The following is a 14,355-nucleotide window of genomic DNA, read 5'->3' as shown; positions in this document are numbered from 1 at the left end:
GTGGAGGTCGCCGCGTTCTGCGAACCGGCGTACGGCGTCCGCTCTCTCGGCGACATCGTCCCCGCCGCGGCCCACGCCCTCGGCAGCCCACTGGGCCCGGCCCCGACCGGGCTCGTGCTGCCCGACGCGGCGTCGTACGTCGTGTTCCTGATCGACGGGCTCGGCGCCCGGCTGCTCGAGCGGTACGCCCACGCGGCGCCGTACCTCTCCTCGCTGCTGGAGACCTCCACGCCCGCGACCGCCAGCGTGCCCTCGACCACCTCGACCTCGCTGACCACGCTCGGCACCGGCCTCACGCCGGGCGCGCACGGCCTGGTCGGCTTCACCACCCGGATCCCCGGCACCGGCGACCTGCTCAACGCGCTGCTCTGGGACGGCGACGTCGACCCGGTGCAGTGGCAGCCGCACCAGACCACGTTCTCCTCGCTGCAGGCGGCGGGCGTGCGGGTGACCGTGGTCAACAAGCGCGAGTTCAACGGCAGCGGCCTGACCGTCGCGGCCCACCGCGGCGCCGACTACGTCGGCGTCGACCGGGTCGGCGAGCGGATCGCCGCCGTCGTCGCCGCGTCCGCCCCGGCGCCGCGGCAGCCCACGCTGACCTATGTGTACGACGGCGACCTCGACTGGACCGGTCACCGCTGGGGCGTGGCCTCCAGCCAGTGGCTGCAGCAGCTCGCCATGATCGACCACGAGGCCGAGCAGCTGCGCGAGGCGCTGCCCGCCGACCGGCGGCTGGTCGTGATCGCCGACCACGGCATGGTCGACGTACCCACTTCCTCGCGCATCGACGTCTCGGCCGACGACGACCTGCGCTCGGGCATCGCGCTGGTCGGCGGCGAGGCGCGGTTCCGCCATCTCTACTGCACCGGCGGAGCGGTGCCGGACGTGGTCGCCACCTGGCGCGAGCGGCTGGGAGAGCGGGCCGAGGTGCTCACCCGCTCCGAGGCGATCGGCCGCGGCTGGTTCGGCCCGGTCGACCCCGCGGTGCTGCCGCGGATCGGGGACGTCGTGGTGGCCTGCCACGGGGACTTCGCCGTGCTGTCGACCGACGGGTTCCCCTACGAGAACAGGCTGATCGGCATGCACGGCTCGCTCACCCCGGACGAGATGCTGATCCCGGTGCTCGTCGACTGACGGTCCAGCTCCTGCTGATCAGGTGAAGGGCAGCGGCTCGGGCGAGAGGCTGACGGCCCGCGCCCGGGCCGCTGTCATGCCGCGCCGGTGGTGCTGGCGGCACAGCACCTCGTAGGCGACCTCGATGTCGTCGACCGCCGCGGGCGGGTGGTCGGCGGGGTCGACGTCGCCGACGACGATCACCTCGCCCTCGGTGACCATGACGCCGTTCTCGGTGCGGGCGTTGTGGGTGGCGCGCTTGCCGCACCAGCACAGGGCCTCGACCTGGAGGACCTCGGTGCGGTCGGCCAGCTCGACCAGGCGTGCCGAGCCCGGGAACAGGCGGGTGCGGAAGTCGGTGAGGATGCCGAAGCAGAACACGTCGATCTGCAGCTCGTCGACGACCTTCGCGAGCTGGTCGATCTGCTCGGAGGTGTAGAACTGCGCCTCGTCGCAGATGACGTAGTCGATCCGGGCGCCCTGGGTGAGCGCGTCGACGGTGTAGCGCCAGAAGTCGAAGTCCGGCGCGACCTCCTCGGCGTCGGCGACCAGGCCCAGCCGGGAGGAGACCATCGCGGTGCCGGCGCGGTCGTGGCTGGTGAACAGCCGGCCGCGCCGCCCACGGGCTGCGTGGTTGTGGTTGGTCTGCAGGGCCAGGGTGGACTTGCCGGCGTCCATCGTCCCGGTACGGAAGATCAGCTCGGCCACCGGCGCATCCTCTCACCCATCTTGGGGACGAATTCCACCGCATCAGGTGAAGAACGCCCGATTCGGCTGCGCGAGAGGGACCGGTGGGAGAACACTGGAGCCTCCCCAGAACCAGGAAGCAGGTGGACCATGGGGGTCGCCACCGGGCCTGTCGGGCGGAGAGTCCGTCGGGCCATCACGATCATCTCGGTGCTCGCGGCCATCGCCGTCGTCCTGACCACGACCGGGGTGGTCGGCAGACGCACGTCCCCGCCCGCGGGCGGGGACCGGTCCGCCGCCGCGACCGGACCCGGCTCGTCGGCCCCGGACGTCACCGCGAGTGCGCCCCCGGCGGCGGTCGAGGCCGTCGTCGAGGCACCCGAGGCGGTGGTGCGCAACGTCTCCACCGCGGAGGGGTACGGCGACCGGCTGGTCGACGCACCGGCCGCGGCCGTGGCGGCGTACCAGCGCGCAGCGACGGTCATCGACGCCGCCGCACCCTGCAACCTCGACTGGCTGGTCCTGGCGGCGATCGGCCGGCTCGCGTCGAACCACGGCCAGGGCGACGACGTCAGCCACCGGATCACGGCCGAGGGCGGGGTCGAGCCGGCCCTGGTCGGTCGCGCGCTGAACGGCAGGGGTGGGCGCAGCGAGGTCTCCGACACCGATGCCGGCGACCTCGACGGCAACCCGCGCTGGGACGCCCCCCTCGGCCCGATGGGGCTGCTGCCGCAGACGTGGTCGCAGGTCGCGGTCGACGCCGACGGCGACGGGGTGCGCAACGTGCAGGACCTCGACGACGCGACACTGGGAGCGGCGGTCCTGCTGTGCGCCAGCGGCAAGGACCTGTCCCGGGCGAAGGCGCTGCGCAAGGCGCTGCACTCCTACGACGCCACGCCGCACTTCGCGCGCACCGTGGGCAGCCTGGTGGCCGACTACCGTGCCGAGGCCGCCGACATGTCCGCCCTGGCCGCGGTGCCGATCGCGCTGCCCGCCGACGTGACGCCGGACTGCTGCGCCGACGTCGTCGCCGTGCTGACCCGGGCCCGCTCGGCGCTGGGTGTCGTGCCGGTCGTTCCGGAGCCGGAGCAGCCGGCCGCTCCGGTGGTGCCTCCGGCGACCGAGCCGCAGCCCACGCCGACGCCGGAGCCCGAGCCCGAGCCCACACCCGAGCCCACGCCGGAGCCGACCTCCGAGCCGACGCCCGAGCCGACGCCCGAGCCGACGCCCGAGCCGACGCCCGAGCAGACCCCGTCGGTCGACGTACCGCCGGCCGACCAGACTCCCGCTGACCAGCCGCCGGCGACCGAGCCCACCCCGCAGGAGGGGCCGACCTCCTAGGGTGAGGGCGTGAGTACGGACGCGCTTCTCGGGACCAGTGACCTGCCGCACCAGCTGCCGCGGTTCGCCGACATCGACGACCACGACTATGCGCCGGCCATCGAGGCGGCCATGGCCGAGCAGCTCGCCGCGGTCGCCGCGATCACGGCGGACCCGGCGCCGGCGACGTTCGCCAACACACTGGTCCCGCTCGAGCTGAGCGGGACCACGATGGCGCGGGTGCTGCGGGTGTTCTGGAACAAGGCGAGTGCGGACGCCAACCCGGACATCGACGCCGTGCGGGCGGCGTTCGCCCCGAGGCTCGCGGCCCACACCGACGCGATCCTGCTCGACCCGGCGCTGTGGGCCCGGCTGCAGGCGGTGGCCGAGGACCGGGCGGGCCTGGACGCCGAGGCGGCCTACCTCGTCGAGCGCTACCTCACCGAGTTCCGCCTCGCCGGCGCCGCGCTCGGCGAGGACGACAAGGCGCGGCTGCGCGAGCTCAACGAGCGGATCTCCAGCCAGGAGACGGCCTTCGAGCTGGCGCTGCAGGCCGACACCAACGACCTCGCGGTCGTCGTCGAGGACCCGGCCGCGCTCGACGGGCTGACACCGGGGGAGGTGTCCGCCGCCGCCGCGGCGGCCGAGGCGCGCGGCGTGCCCGGCCACCTGCTGACACTGGTGCTGCCCACCGCGCACCCGCACCTCGCCTCGCTCACCGACCGCGACCTGCGCCGCCGGCTCTCCGAGGCGCAGCGCAGCCGCGGCAGTCGCGGCGGCGAGCACGACACCCGCGCGACCGCGCTCGACATCCTGCGGCTGCGCGCCCAGCGTGCCCGGCTGCTCGGCTTCGAGAACCACGCGGCCGCGGTGACCGCCGACAACACCGCCGGTACGCCGCAGGCGGTGCGCTCGCTGCTCGAGCGGCTCGCCGTACCCGCTGCCCGCAACGCCCGCGCCGAGCAGGACGCGATGTCCGAGCTGGCCGGGTTCCCCGTCGAGCCGTGGGACTGGCCGTTCTACGCCGAGCGCGTCCGCAGTGCGCGGTACGACGTCGACCTGGCCGCGCTGCGCCCGTGGTTCGAGGCGGAGCGGGTCCTGCGCGACGGCGTCTTCTTCGCGGCCGGCCGGCTCTTCGGGCTGACCTTCGAGGAGCGTCCCGACCTGCCCGGCTACCAACCCGACGTCCGGGTGTTCGAGGTCAGCCGCGAGGGCACGCCGATCGGCCTGTTCCTGCTCGACCTCTACACGCGCGACACGAAGCGCGGCGGCGCGTGGATGAGCAGCTTCGTCACGCAGTCGGGCCTGCTCGGCATCGACACGTCGGTCGTCGTCAACAACCTCAACGTGCCCAAGCCGGCCGCAGGGGAGGCGACCCTCCTGACCTGGGACGAGACCCGGACCCTGTTCCACGAGTTCGGCCACGCCCTGCACGGGCTGCTCGCGCGGGCGACGTATCCCAAGTTCGGCGGGACCGCCGTCTTCCGCGACTTCGTCGAGTACCCCTCCCAGGTCAACGAGATGTGGGTGCTGTGGCCCGAGGTGCTCGCCAGCTACGCCGTCCACCACAAGACCGGCGAGCCGATCCCCGCCGACGTCGTCGCTCGGCTGCGGGCCGCCGAGACGTTCAACGAGGGCTTCGCGACCAGCGAGTACCTCGCCGCCGCCCTGATCGACCTCGCCTGGCACGAGCTCGCCCCCGACGACGTGCCGACCTCGGTCGAGGAGGTCGCCGCGTTCGAGCAGAGCGCCCTCGCCGCCGCCGGCCTCGACAACCCGGCGGTGCCGCCGCGGTACTCCACGCCGTACTTCGCCCACAGCTTCAGCTCGGGCTACGCGTCGGCGTACTACTCCTACATCTGGAGCGAGGTCCTCGATGCCGACACCGTCGCATGGTTCGGCGAGAACGGCGGGCTGACCCGCGAGAACGGCGAGGCCTACCTGCGCCACGTCATCGGCATCGGCGGCACCCGCGACCCGCTGGACTCCTACGCCGAGTGGCGCGGGCGGCCCGCGCCGATCGAGCCGCTGCTCGCGCGGCGCGGGCTGAGCTGAGCCTGTGGAGGACGCCCGCGCGGTCGCGCCCGATGGCGGATGCTTCGGGGCGTGGTCTCCGACGACTGGCGCCGGCTTGCTGCCCTGCAGGGCGGCCTGCTGACCCGCGAGCAGTTGCGGGCGCTTGGCGTCGACCGCTGGGCTGTCCGGCACCGACTCGCCTCCGAGCGATGGGTCGCGCACACACCCACGGTCATCGGTACGACGACCGGCGAGCTGTCACGCGCGCAGCTGCTCTGGCTCGGCGTGCTCCACGGTGGCCCGGACGCCGTGGTCGGTGACCTGTCCGCGGCCGAAGTGGCCGGGCTGCGGAACTGGCATCGCGACGACGTGACGATCCTTGTCCCGCACGGCTCCTTCGTCGGAGCCGGGCACCCGGGCGTGGTGTTCGTGCGGACGCGCCGGCCGCTGCGGGACTGGCGGCGGCGCGGCGGCGGACTGCCGGTGTGCCGCGTCGAACCCGCGGTGCTGCGCTTCGCCTCGACCCAGCGGAACCCGCGGGTCGCGGAAGGCGCGCTCGCTGCAGTCGTCCAGCAGGGGTTGACCTCGCCGAACAGGCTGGAGGAGTGGATCGGGCGCATGCAGCCGCTCAGGGGCGCCGACAGGTTCCGCCGGGCGCTGGCGGAGATCGGGAGCGGTGCTCAGTCGACCGCCGAGCTGGACGTGCGGCGGATGTGCCGTGCGGCCGGGCTGACCCACCCAACTCGTTCAGGCCGGCCGAACCCGCACCACCACGTCCCGCCCACCGCCGTTGTCGGTGGTGACGAGCAGCGAGCCGTCGGGTGCGGCGGTCACGTCGCGCAGCCGGCCGTGGCCCCGCAGCGCCCGCGGGGCGCGGGTCCAGCGGACCCGGCCGCGGTCGTCGAGCCTCACGAACATCAGCCGCCGCCCCTTGAGCACCGCGACGGCCAGGCAGCCGTCGAACCGGCCCCAGGCCGGGCCGGTGACGAAGGCGGCTCCCGACGGGGCGATGGTGGGGAAGCCGGAGCGCCAGCGGGCGGTGTACTGCCTGCCGGGCAGGCGGTGGTCGGTCATGGGGCGGGACTCGTCGTAGCCGGGGCCGGGGTTCCAGCCGTAGTTGCGGCCGGGGTGCAGCAGGTTGATCTCGTCGTCGCGGTCGGTGCCGTGCTCGACCGACCACAGCGTGCCGTCGGTCCGCTGGGCAAGGCCCTGGACGTTGCGGTGGCCGAAGGTGAGGACGTAGCGGCGCTTGCCGGAGCGGTCGGCCCAGGGGTTGCGGGGGTCGGGTGCGCCGGTGAGGCGGTCGAGGCGCAGCACCTTTCCGCCCAGCGAGCCGCGGCGCTGGGGGAGCCGGGAGCGCTTGGCGTCGCCGGTGCCGACCAGCAGCGAGCCGTCAGCGGCGACGAGGAGGCGGCACCCGCCGTGTTGGCCGGTCCGGCTCGGCGGCAGCCCGGTGACGAGCGGACCCGCGAGCGTCGCGGTGGTCAGGGCGGCGTCGAGAGTCCAGGCGTTGACCCGGATGTCGTGTGAGCCGTCGTCGGCGCGCCAGCCCGAGCAGGTGTAGATCCGCCGGTTGGTGGCGAATGCCGGGTCGACCGCGAGCCCGAGGAGGCCCGTCTCGCCCCGGTTCCAGACCTGCGCGGACGGGAACGCCAGGTCGCGCTTCGCACCGGAGCCCGGGTCGACCAGGGTCAGCCTGCTCCGGTCGCGCTGGGTGACCAGCAGGTCGCCGCTCGGCAGGACCGCGACCTCCCATGGATGGTCGAGCCCGGTGGCGACGACCTCCACGCGGAACGCGGCCGCACGGGCCTGGGTGGCGGCGAGGAGGGTCGCGACCAGGGCGAGGACGAGCAGGACGGCGGGACGCGCACGCATGCAGGGACGGTACGCCGCCCCGCCGTCGTCAACCGGTCAGCCGGTCAGCCGGTCAGCCGGTCAGCCGGTCAGAACGTGTGCTCGGGAGCCGGGAAGCTGCCGTCCTTGACCTCGGCGTCGTAGGCCCGGGCGGCGTCGAGTAGGACGGAGCGCAGGTCGGCGTACTGCTTGACGAAGCGGGGCAGCTTGCCGGTGCGCAGGCCGAAGGCGTCCTGCCAGACGAGGACCTGGCCGTCGCACTGGTTGCCGGCGCCGATGCCGATGGTCGGGATGTCGAGCTTGGCGGTGACCTCGGCGGCCACGTCGCCGGGGACCATCTCCATCACGACCGAGAAGGCGCCGGCCTCCTGGACGGCGAGGGCGTCGCGCAGGATCCGCTCGGCGGCCTCGCCGCGGCCCTGGACCCGGTAGCCGCCGAGGGCGTGCTCGGACTGGGGGGTGAAGCCGATGTGGGCCATCACCGGGATCCCGCCGCGGGTCATCCGCTCGATCTGCGGGGCCATCTCGACGCCACCCTCGAGCTTCACGCAGTGGGCGCCGCCCTCCTTCATGAAGCGCACGGCCGTCAGGTAGCCCTGCTCGGGCGAGGCCTGGTAGGAGCCGAACGGCAGGTCGCCGACCACGAGGGCCCGCGACACCGAGCGGCTGACAGCGCGGGTGAGGGGGAGTAGCTCGTCGACCGTGACGGGGAGCGAGGTCGCGTTGCCGAGGACGTTGTTGGACGCGCTGTCGCCGACGAGGAGGACCTCTACGCCGGCCTCGTCGAAGATCTGCGCGGTCAGCTGGTCGTAGCTGGTGAGCATCGAGAAGCGCTCGCCGCGCTGCTTGAGGTCGCGCAGGTGGTGGGTGCGGATGCGCTTGATCGGCGCGGATCCGGAGGGCGCCGCGGGGGCGGCGCCGCCGTACGGGGCGGTCTCTTCGGGGGTGGTGCTGCTCATCGTCGAGCTCCGTTCCTGGTGACTCGCGGCCCACCGATGTGGGTCCACGTTCGTTGACGGGCACAGACGAGGCTAGTCCGGTACGACGGCCCGGCGCGCTGTGTGCTCCGTCACCCCGCACGGGCGGCATCGGCCGCCGCTTCCAGCTGCGCGACCACGATCCGACGCATCCCGAGCAGCGCCCGGCTGGCGGCCTCCGCGCGCCGCGGGTCGGGGTCGGAGAGCAGGTCGTGCAGCCGGGCGGGGACGACCTGCCAGGACAGCCCGAACCGGTCCTTGAGCCATCCGCACACCGACTCCTGGCCGCCGTCGGCGAGCGAGTCCCAGTAGTAGTCGACCTCGGACTGGTCGCGGCACACGATCGAGAAGGACACCGCCTCGGAGAAGGCGATCTCGGGACCGCCGTTGACGCCGCGGAAGGTCAGCCCGTCGAGGGTGAACTCGCCTGCGACCGGGCCGAGGTGGCTGATCGAGGAGTTCGGGAAGATCGCGGTGTAGAAGCGCGCGGCCTCCTCCAACCGGTCGTCGAACCACAGGCACGGCTGGATGTGGCTGCTCGCGAGGCTCATGCCGGGGCAGACCGGGTCCACCCCGCAGACTCATCGGCTCCCTAGACTCGCCCCGTGGACTTCTACTCGGCCTACGCCCACGGGTTCGCCCGGGTCGCGGCGGTGACCCTGCCCGTCGCCATCGCGGACCCGGCGACCAACGCCGCCCGGATCCTCGAGCAGGCCCGCGCGCTCCACGACGACGCAGTGGCGGTCGCGGTGTTCCCGGAGCTCGGGCTGACCGGGTACGCCGTCGACGACCTCTTCCTGCAGGACACGCTGCTCGACGCGGTGCGTGAGGCGATCCTCGACCTGACCGTCGCGTCGGCCGACCTGCGGCCGGTGCTGGTGGTGGGGGCGCCGCTGGCGAGCGGCAACCGGGTCTACAACTGTGCGGTGGTGATCCACGGCGGGCGGGTGCTCGGCGTGGCGCCGAAGTCCTACCTGCCGACCTACCGCGAGTTCTACGAGGCCCGCTGGTTCGCGGCGGGGGCGACCCGGAGTGCAGCCGAGGACAGCATCGAGCTCAACGGCGAGGACGTCCCGTTCGGCAACGACCTGATCTTCTCGGCCTCCGACGTGCGCGGCCTCGACCTGCACGTCGAGGTCTGCGAGGACATGTGGGTGCCGATCCCGCCGAGCGCGAGCGCCGCCCTGGCCGGCGCGACCGTGCTGGCCAACCTCTCGGGCAGCCCGATCACGATCGCCCGCGCGGAGGACCGGCACCTCCTGGCCCGGAGCGCGAGCGCGCGGTGCAACGCGGCGTACATCTATGCCGCGGCGGGCCAGGGCGAGTCGACGACCGACCTGTCGTGGGACGGGCAGACCATGGTCTACGAGATGGGCGACCTGCTGGGGCAGAGCGAGCGGTTCCCCGACGGGCCGCGGGCCACGGTGGTCGACGTCGACCTCGACCGGCTGCGCCAGGAGCGGATGCGGCAGGGCACCTTCGACGACAACCGCGCGGCCGAGGGCATCGAGGCGTCGCACTTCACACGGGTGGAGTTCGAGCTCGAGCCGCCGTCCGGCGACATCGGGCTGCGGCGTGAGGTCGCGCGCTTCCCGTTCGTGCCCGACGACCCGGTGCGGCTCTACCAGGACTGCTACGAGGCCTACAACATCCAGGTCTCGGGGCTCGAGCAGCGTCTGTCCGCGATCGGGCAGCCGAAGATCGTGATCGGCGTCAGCGGCGGCCTCGACTCGACCCACGCGCTGATCGTCGCCGCCAAGGCGATGGACCGGCTCGGCCGCCCGCGCAGCGACATCCACGCGTTCACGATGCCGGGCTTCGCGACCGGCGACACCACGAAGTCCTATGCGACCCGGCTCTCCCAGGCGCTCGGCTGCACCTTCGAGGAGCTCGACATCAAGCCGGCCGCGCGCACGATGCTGGAGGGCCTCGGCCACCCGTTCAGCGCGGGCGAGCCGGTCTACGACATCACCTTCGAGAACGTCCAGGCGGGGCTGCGCACCGACTACCTCTTCCGCCTCGCCAACCACCGCGGCGGCATCGTGCTCGGCACCGGCGACCTCTCCGAGCTCGCGCTCGGCTGGTGCACGTACGGCGTCGGCGACCAGATGTCGCACTACAACGTCAACGCCGGCGTCCCGAAGACCCTGATCCAGTACCTGATCCGCTGGGTGATCGACACCGACCAGCTCCACGACGGGCACTACGACGACGAGGCCGACCAGGTGCTCCAGGCGATCCTCGAGCAGGAGATCACCCCCGAGCTGATCCCCGGTGGCGAGCAGCGCACCGAGGACTCCGTCGGTCCCTACGCGTTGCAGGACTTCACGCTCTACCACGTGCTGCGCCGCGGCTACCGGCCCAGCAAGATCGCGTTCCTGGCCCACCACGCATGGGGGAGCGGTGAGGCGTCGTACGACATCGCGACGATCCGCACGTGGCTCGAGGTCTTCGTCCGGCGCTTCTTCAGCAGCCAGTTCAAGCGCTCGGCGCTGCCGAACGGGCCGAAGGTCAGCCCCGGTGGAACCATGTCGCCCCGCGGGGACTGGCGGATGCCGTCGGACGCCAGCGCGGCCGCGTGGTTGGCCGAGCTGGCGGCCGACGTCCCCACAGACTGAGGACTACGCCTCCCTGCGGTGATCACCTCGCATCATCCGCGCCATGCAGAAGCAGCACACGGCGAGGGCCAGCATGCCCAGGGCGAGGTAGGCCATCTGGTCGACGCTGAACAGGTTGACCGCGAGCAGGACGAACCAGATGCCGAGCACGTCGGCGCCGAACTGCGGCACGGCGGCGACGAGCAGCCCCAGCAGCAGGGTGATCGCGCCGACCCACATGACCGCGTCGGCGGCGTTGCCGGGCAGGAAGTTGTCGGCCCACGTCGAGATCGAGCCCTCCCACGTGGTGCTGTCGGTGACGGCGTTGGTCATCATGTCGAGCCCCCACAGGACGGGGAGCGCGACGAAGGTCGCCCAGAGAGCCACGCGGCTCTGGTGGGCGGCGTCGACGGTGGCGAAGTGCGTGAGGTCGTGCATCTCCTCGCGCATGTCGTGGGTGAGGTTGTCCCACGCGTGGGTGCTGGCCATGGTTGGCCCCTTTCTCGAGCGGTCCCGGCTTGTAAGGGACATCACGATTGACGGTAGACCTGCGGCGATCTTTCGACAAGACTCGTGTCTGCTAGAGATCCGGGGGAGGGAGCAGGCCATGGACGAGGCGTTCGGGCAGCGGGTGGCACGGGTCGGCTCGCTGGCCGATCCGGTACGACGGGCGCTGTACCGCTTCGTCGCCGAGCAGCCCGGCGCGGTCAGCCGCGACCAGGCGGCCAGCGGGGTCGACGTACCGCGGCACACGGCGAAGTTCCACCTCGAGCGGCTGGTCGACGAGGGGCTGCTCGTGACCGAGTTCCGTCGCCTGACGGGGCGCACCGGCCCGGGCGCGGGACGGCCGGCGAAGCTGTACCGCCGCTCGCGCCGCGAGCTGACCGTGAGCGTGCCGAGCCGCCGCTACGACCTCGCGGGGCAGGTGCTCGCCGACGCCGTGGAGCGCACCCTGGCCGGCACCCCGATGCCGGACGCGCTCGCCGCGGCGGCCGACGACGCGGCCGACGCCGTCACCGCGGGAGCCGTCGAGGGCCAGGCGCTGCTCGAGACCCTCGCGCCGCTCGGCTACGAGCCGCGCGCCGAGGACGACGGCACGCTGTGCCTGGCCAACTGCCCCTTCGACCGGCTCGCCGCCGACCACCGCGACCTGGTCTGCGGGGTCAACCGCAGCTTCCTCACCGCGGTCGCGCGCCGGTCCGCTGCCACCGTCGAGCCGGTCGAGCCGGGGCCGGGATGCTGCGCGCGGGTCAGACTGAGCGCATGACCGGCACCCACATCCGCAACGGAGGGGACGTCGTGGTCGAGACGCTCACGGCGCTCGGCGTCACCCACGTCTTCGGCATCCCGGGCCAGCACGCCCTGGGGCTGTTCGACGCCATCCGGCGCAGCGACCTGCAGTTCGTCAGCTCCCGGGTGGAGAACAACTCCGCCTTCGGCGCCGACGGCTACGCCCGGGTCACCGACCAGGTCGCGGTCATGTTCGTCTCGACCGGGCCCGGCGCACTGACCGCCCTGGGCGCGCTCCAGGAGGCGTACACGACCGGCGTCCCGGTCCTGGTGATCAGCAGCCAGGTCCCACGCCGGGGGATCGGGGGGCGCCGCAACGGCCTGCTGCACCAGACCGACGACCAGCAGAAGAGCGCTCAGAACGTCACCAAGTCCACCGCGGTCGTGCTCGACGCGGCGCACCTCCCGTCCGCGATCGCCGACGCGTGGGCGCTGGCCCAGGCGGTGCCGGCCGGACCGACCTGGGTCGAGATCCCGCAGGACGTGCTGCTCGAGGACGCCCCCGTGCCGCCGGTGACCTCGGCCGTCGTGACGATCCCGGACCGGCCCGCGCGGGCCGAGCTCGCCGCGGAGGCCGCGCGCCTGCTGGCCGCGGCCGAACGTCCGGTGATCCTCGCCGGCGGCGGCGTACGACGCTCCCGTACCGGCCCGGCCGAGCTGGTCCGGGTGGCCGAGGCGCTCGGCGCGCCCGTCGTGTCCACGGTCGGCGGCAAGGGCGCGATCCCCTTCGCCCACCCGCTCTCCGCCGCCAGCTGGATCGAGGACCGGCACACCACCGACCTGCTCGAGCGGGCCGACGTCCTGCTCGCCGTCGGAACGACGATCGGCGAGGTCACCAGCAACTACTTCACGTTCGCGCCGACGGGCCGGTTGATCCAGGTCGACGCGGAGCCGCGGGTGCTCGGCTCGAACCACCCGTGCCTCGGCATCCACGCCGACGCGGGCCTGGCGTTGGCCGCGATCGCGGACCAGCTCCCGGACGCCGGCGACGAGGCGCGCCGGAAGGGTGCGGCGGTCGCGGCCCGGCTGCGCCAGCAGGTCGAGGAGCGCCTGGCCGGCCAGGACCTGGCACCCGAGCGGACGCTGCTCGCCGACCTGCGGGCCGTCGTACCCGACGACATGCACACGTTCTGGGACATGACGATCGCCGGCTACTGGGCCTGGTCGGCCTGGGACCCGCGCGAGGGCGGCTTCCACTCGGCGCAGGGCGCCGGCGGGCTCGGGTTCGCCTTCCCTGCGGCGCTGTCGGCGGCGATCGCGGGCGGCCGGCCGACGCTGGCCGTCTCGGGCGACGGCGGCGCGATGTACGGGATCGCGGAGCTGGCCACGGCCCGCCAGCACGACGCCGACGTCACCTGGCTGATCGTCGACGACGGGGGCTACGGGATCCTGCGGGAGTACATGAACAGCGCGTTCGGCGCGGCCACGGCGACCGAGCTGTCCCGGCCCTCGTTCGTGGACGTCGCCCGCGCCTTCGGGGTCGCGGCGCACGAGGCGACGCCCGGGACGATCGGGACGGTGCTCGCGAAGGCGCTGGCCGAGAGGGGGCCGTCGGTCGTCGTGCTCCCGACGCTCCTGCGGATGTTCGCGCTCACCTGACGCCCCGGGCCCGAGCCCGGCGCATCGTGGGGGCGATCAGCTCAGCGGGGTAGCGGTGATCGTGGCCGCGGTGACCTTGATGTCGCCGCTGCCCTCGGTGCCCTGCGCGCTGTCGTAGCCGAACGCGAGCAGGCCGACCTTGGTCGGCGCGGTGAGCGTGATGACCGTGGTGCCGCTGACCGAGCGGTGCCGGCCCGTGACCGTCGGCAGCAGGGTGTTGGGGCTGATGTCGCCCTCGCCGTCCTGCCACTTGAAGGCGTTGTCGCCGTTCTTGTCGAGCCACAGCGAGAGCTGCGGGAAGACGTCGACGGCGGGGTTGTCCGGACTGGCCGAGCGCTCGAAGGACCCGTCGACGGTGACCAGGTACGTGCCCGCCGGCAGGGTCAGCGAGGTGTTGAGGTTGGTGTTGTTGTCGTTGATCGGGCCGCCGATGTGGGCGACCGTGACCGGGGCGGCCAGGGTGGCGGCCTCGAGCCCGTTGACGCCGACCCCCTGGGCGGGCGCGGCGCCCCGGGCGCCGGGCGCGAGGTCGGCGAGCGCGATCGAGCCGTCCGCGATGTCGGCGCCGGTGAGGCCGCCGTCCTTGACGTCGTTGCCCTTGAGCGTGCCGTCCTTGACGTCCTTGGACTTGATGGTCTCGTTCTTGATGTCCTTCGACGTGATCAGGCCGGCGGCGACCGACCCGCTCGCGCCGAGACCCACGACGATGGTGGCGCCCACGGCGACGGCCGCGGTGCGGCTCTTCCAGACAGACATGTGTTCTCCCCACGGTTGTTTCGCTTCAGTGACCGGGAGCGCCCGGCCGGGACCATGGTCCTGGGACCGTCCGACACAAAGCGGTGATGTTTCACCAAAGGGTCCCGGTGCAACACGCCCGTCACGCGACATCACTAGGCTGCGGC

At 73.2% G+C, this 14,355-nt stretch carries 12 protein-coding genes; 6 read left to right on the top strand and 6 right to left on the bottom strand.

The window, feature by feature from the left end; translation table 11 throughout:
• The gene (locus FBY23_RS17340) at positions 1–1,134 is read left to right on the top strand and encodes an alkaline phosphatase family protein (protein WP_141799285.1); all 1,134 of its coding nucleotides are present in this window, start codon (positions 1–3) and stop codon (positions 1,132–1,134) included.
• A gap of 18 nt (positions 1,135–1,152) precedes the next feature.
• Here FBY23_RS17340 and FBY23_RS17335 read toward each other — a convergent pair whose 3' ends face one another.
• A complete protein-coding gene (locus tag FBY23_RS17335) occupies positions 1,153–1,821 on the bottom strand; it encodes a thymidine kinase (RefSeq protein WP_141799284.1) in 669 nt (222 codons plus the stop codon).
• A 189-nt stretch (positions 1,822–2,010) separates the two neighbouring features.
• On the opposite strand from FBY23_RS17335, the gene FBY23_RS17330 reads away from it, so the two are divergent.
• A complete protein-coding gene (locus FBY23_RS17330; RefSeq protein ID WP_141799283.1) occupies positions 2,011–3,141 on the top strand; it encodes a hypothetical protein in 1,131 nt (376 codons plus the stop codon).
• 9 nt (positions 3,142–3,150) lie between these two features.
• The gene (locus FBY23_RS17325; RefSeq protein ID WP_222117859.1) at positions 3,151–5,175 is read left to right on the top strand and encodes a M3 family metallopeptidase; all 2,025 of its coding nucleotides are present in this window, start codon (positions 3,151–3,153) and stop codon (positions 5,173–5,175) included.
• A gap of 708 nt (positions 5,176–5,883) precedes the next feature.
• Here the strand turns inward: FBY23_RS17325 and FBY23_RS17320 are convergent.
• The 3 genes from FBY23_RS17320 to FBY23_RS17310 form a co-directional block, all read right to left on the bottom strand.
• Complete coding sequence (locus FBY23_RS17320) at positions 5,884–7,011, bottom strand: sorbosone dehydrogenase family protein (RefSeq protein WP_141799282.1); 1,128 nt, start codon at positions 7,009–7,011, stop codon at positions 5,884–5,886.
• A 68-nt stretch (positions 7,012–7,079) separates the two neighbouring features.
• On the bottom strand, positions 7,080–7,949 hold the full coding sequence (panB, locus tag FBY23_RS17315; RefSeq protein WP_141799281.1) for a 3-methyl-2-oxobutanoate hydroxymethyltransferase: 870 nt from the start codon (positions 7,947–7,949) through the stop codon (positions 7,080–7,082).
• Between the two features lie 110 nt (positions 7,950–8,059).
• Entirely contained in the window at positions 8,060–8,539 is a 480-nt protein-coding gene (locus FBY23_RS17310) for a VOC family protein (RefSeq protein ID WP_222117858.1), read from the bottom strand.
• A gap of 33 nt (positions 8,540–8,572) precedes the next feature.
• On the opposite strand from FBY23_RS17310, the gene FBY23_RS17305 reads away from it, so the two are divergent.
• Positions 8,573–10,585: an NAD(+) synthase gene (locus FBY23_RS17305; RefSeq protein WP_141799280.1), complete on the top strand. Its 2,013-nt coding sequence runs from the start codon at positions 8,573–8,575 to the stop codon at positions 10,583–10,585.
• Positions 10,586–10,588: 3 nt separating this feature from the next.
• Here FBY23_RS17305 and FBY23_RS17300 read toward each other — a convergent pair whose 3' ends face one another.
• A complete protein-coding gene (locus FBY23_RS17300; protein WP_141799279.1) occupies positions 10,589–11,053 on the bottom strand; it encodes a hypothetical protein in 465 nt (154 codons plus the stop codon).
• Between the two features lie 118 nt (positions 11,054–11,171).
• Here FBY23_RS17300 and FBY23_RS17295 point away from each other — a divergent pair, with 118 nt between their 5' ends.
• Positions 11,172–11,831, top strand: a complete 660-nt coding sequence (locus tag FBY23_RS17295; protein ID WP_141799278.1) for a metalloregulator ArsR/SmtB family transcription factor — start codon at positions 11,172–11,174, stop codon at positions 11,829–11,831.
• Positions 11,828–13,453, top strand: coding sequence for a thiamine pyrophosphate-binding protein (locus FBY23_RS17290; RefSeq protein ID WP_141799277.1), 1,626 nt, complete (start codon positions 11,828–11,830; stop codon positions 13,451–13,453). Before FBY23_RS17295 ends, FBY23_RS17290 begins: the two co-directional genes overlap by 4 nt.
• A 36-nt stretch (positions 13,454–13,489) precedes the next feature.
• Here FBY23_RS17290 and FBY23_RS17285 read toward each other — a convergent pair whose 3' ends face one another.
• Positions 13,490–14,209 carry a hypothetical protein gene (locus tag FBY23_RS17285; RefSeq protein WP_141799276.1) on the bottom strand — a complete coding sequence of 240 codons (720 nt, stop codon included), beginning with the start codon at positions 14,207–14,209 and terminating at the stop codon, positions 13,490–13,492.
• Between the last annotated feature and the right edge of the window lie 146 nt (positions 14,210–14,355).

Source organism: Nocardioides sp. SLBN-35 (assembly GCF_006715725.1).
GTDB lineage: Bacteria > Actinomycetota > Actinomycetes > Propionibacteriales > Nocardioidaceae > Nocardioides.
The sequence above is the reverse complement of the archived record's forward strand: the minus strand, read 5'-3'. Positions and strand labels throughout refer to the sequence as shown.

What these genes read in the sequence shown, in the direction of transcription:
- FBY23_RS17320 (WP_141799282.1), bottom strand. Translation starts at nt 7,011, where the DNA reads ATGCGTGCGCGTCCCGCCGTCCTGCTCGTCCTCGCCCTGGTCGCGACC.
- panB (WP_141799281.1), bottom strand. Translation starts at nt 7,949, where the DNA reads ATGAGCAGCACCACCCCCGAAGAGACCGCCCCGTACGGCGGCGCCGCC.
- FBY23_RS17300 (WP_141799279.1), bottom strand. Translation starts at nt 11,053, where the DNA reads ATGGCCAGCACCCACGCGTGGGACAACCTCACCCACGACATGCGCGAG.
- FBY23_RS17295 (WP_141799278.1), top strand. Translation starts at nt 11,172, where the DNA reads ATGGACGAGGCGTTCGGGCAGCGGGTGGCACGGGTCGGCTCGCTGGCC.
- FBY23_RS17290 (WP_141799277.1), top strand. Translation starts at nt 11,828, where the DNA reads ATGACCGGCACCCACATCCGCAACGGAGGGGACGTCGTGGTCGAGACG.
- FBY23_RS17285 (WP_141799276.1), bottom strand. Translation starts at nt 14,209, where the DNA reads ATGTCTGTCTGGAAGAGCCGCACCGCGGCCGTCGCCGTGGGCGCCACC.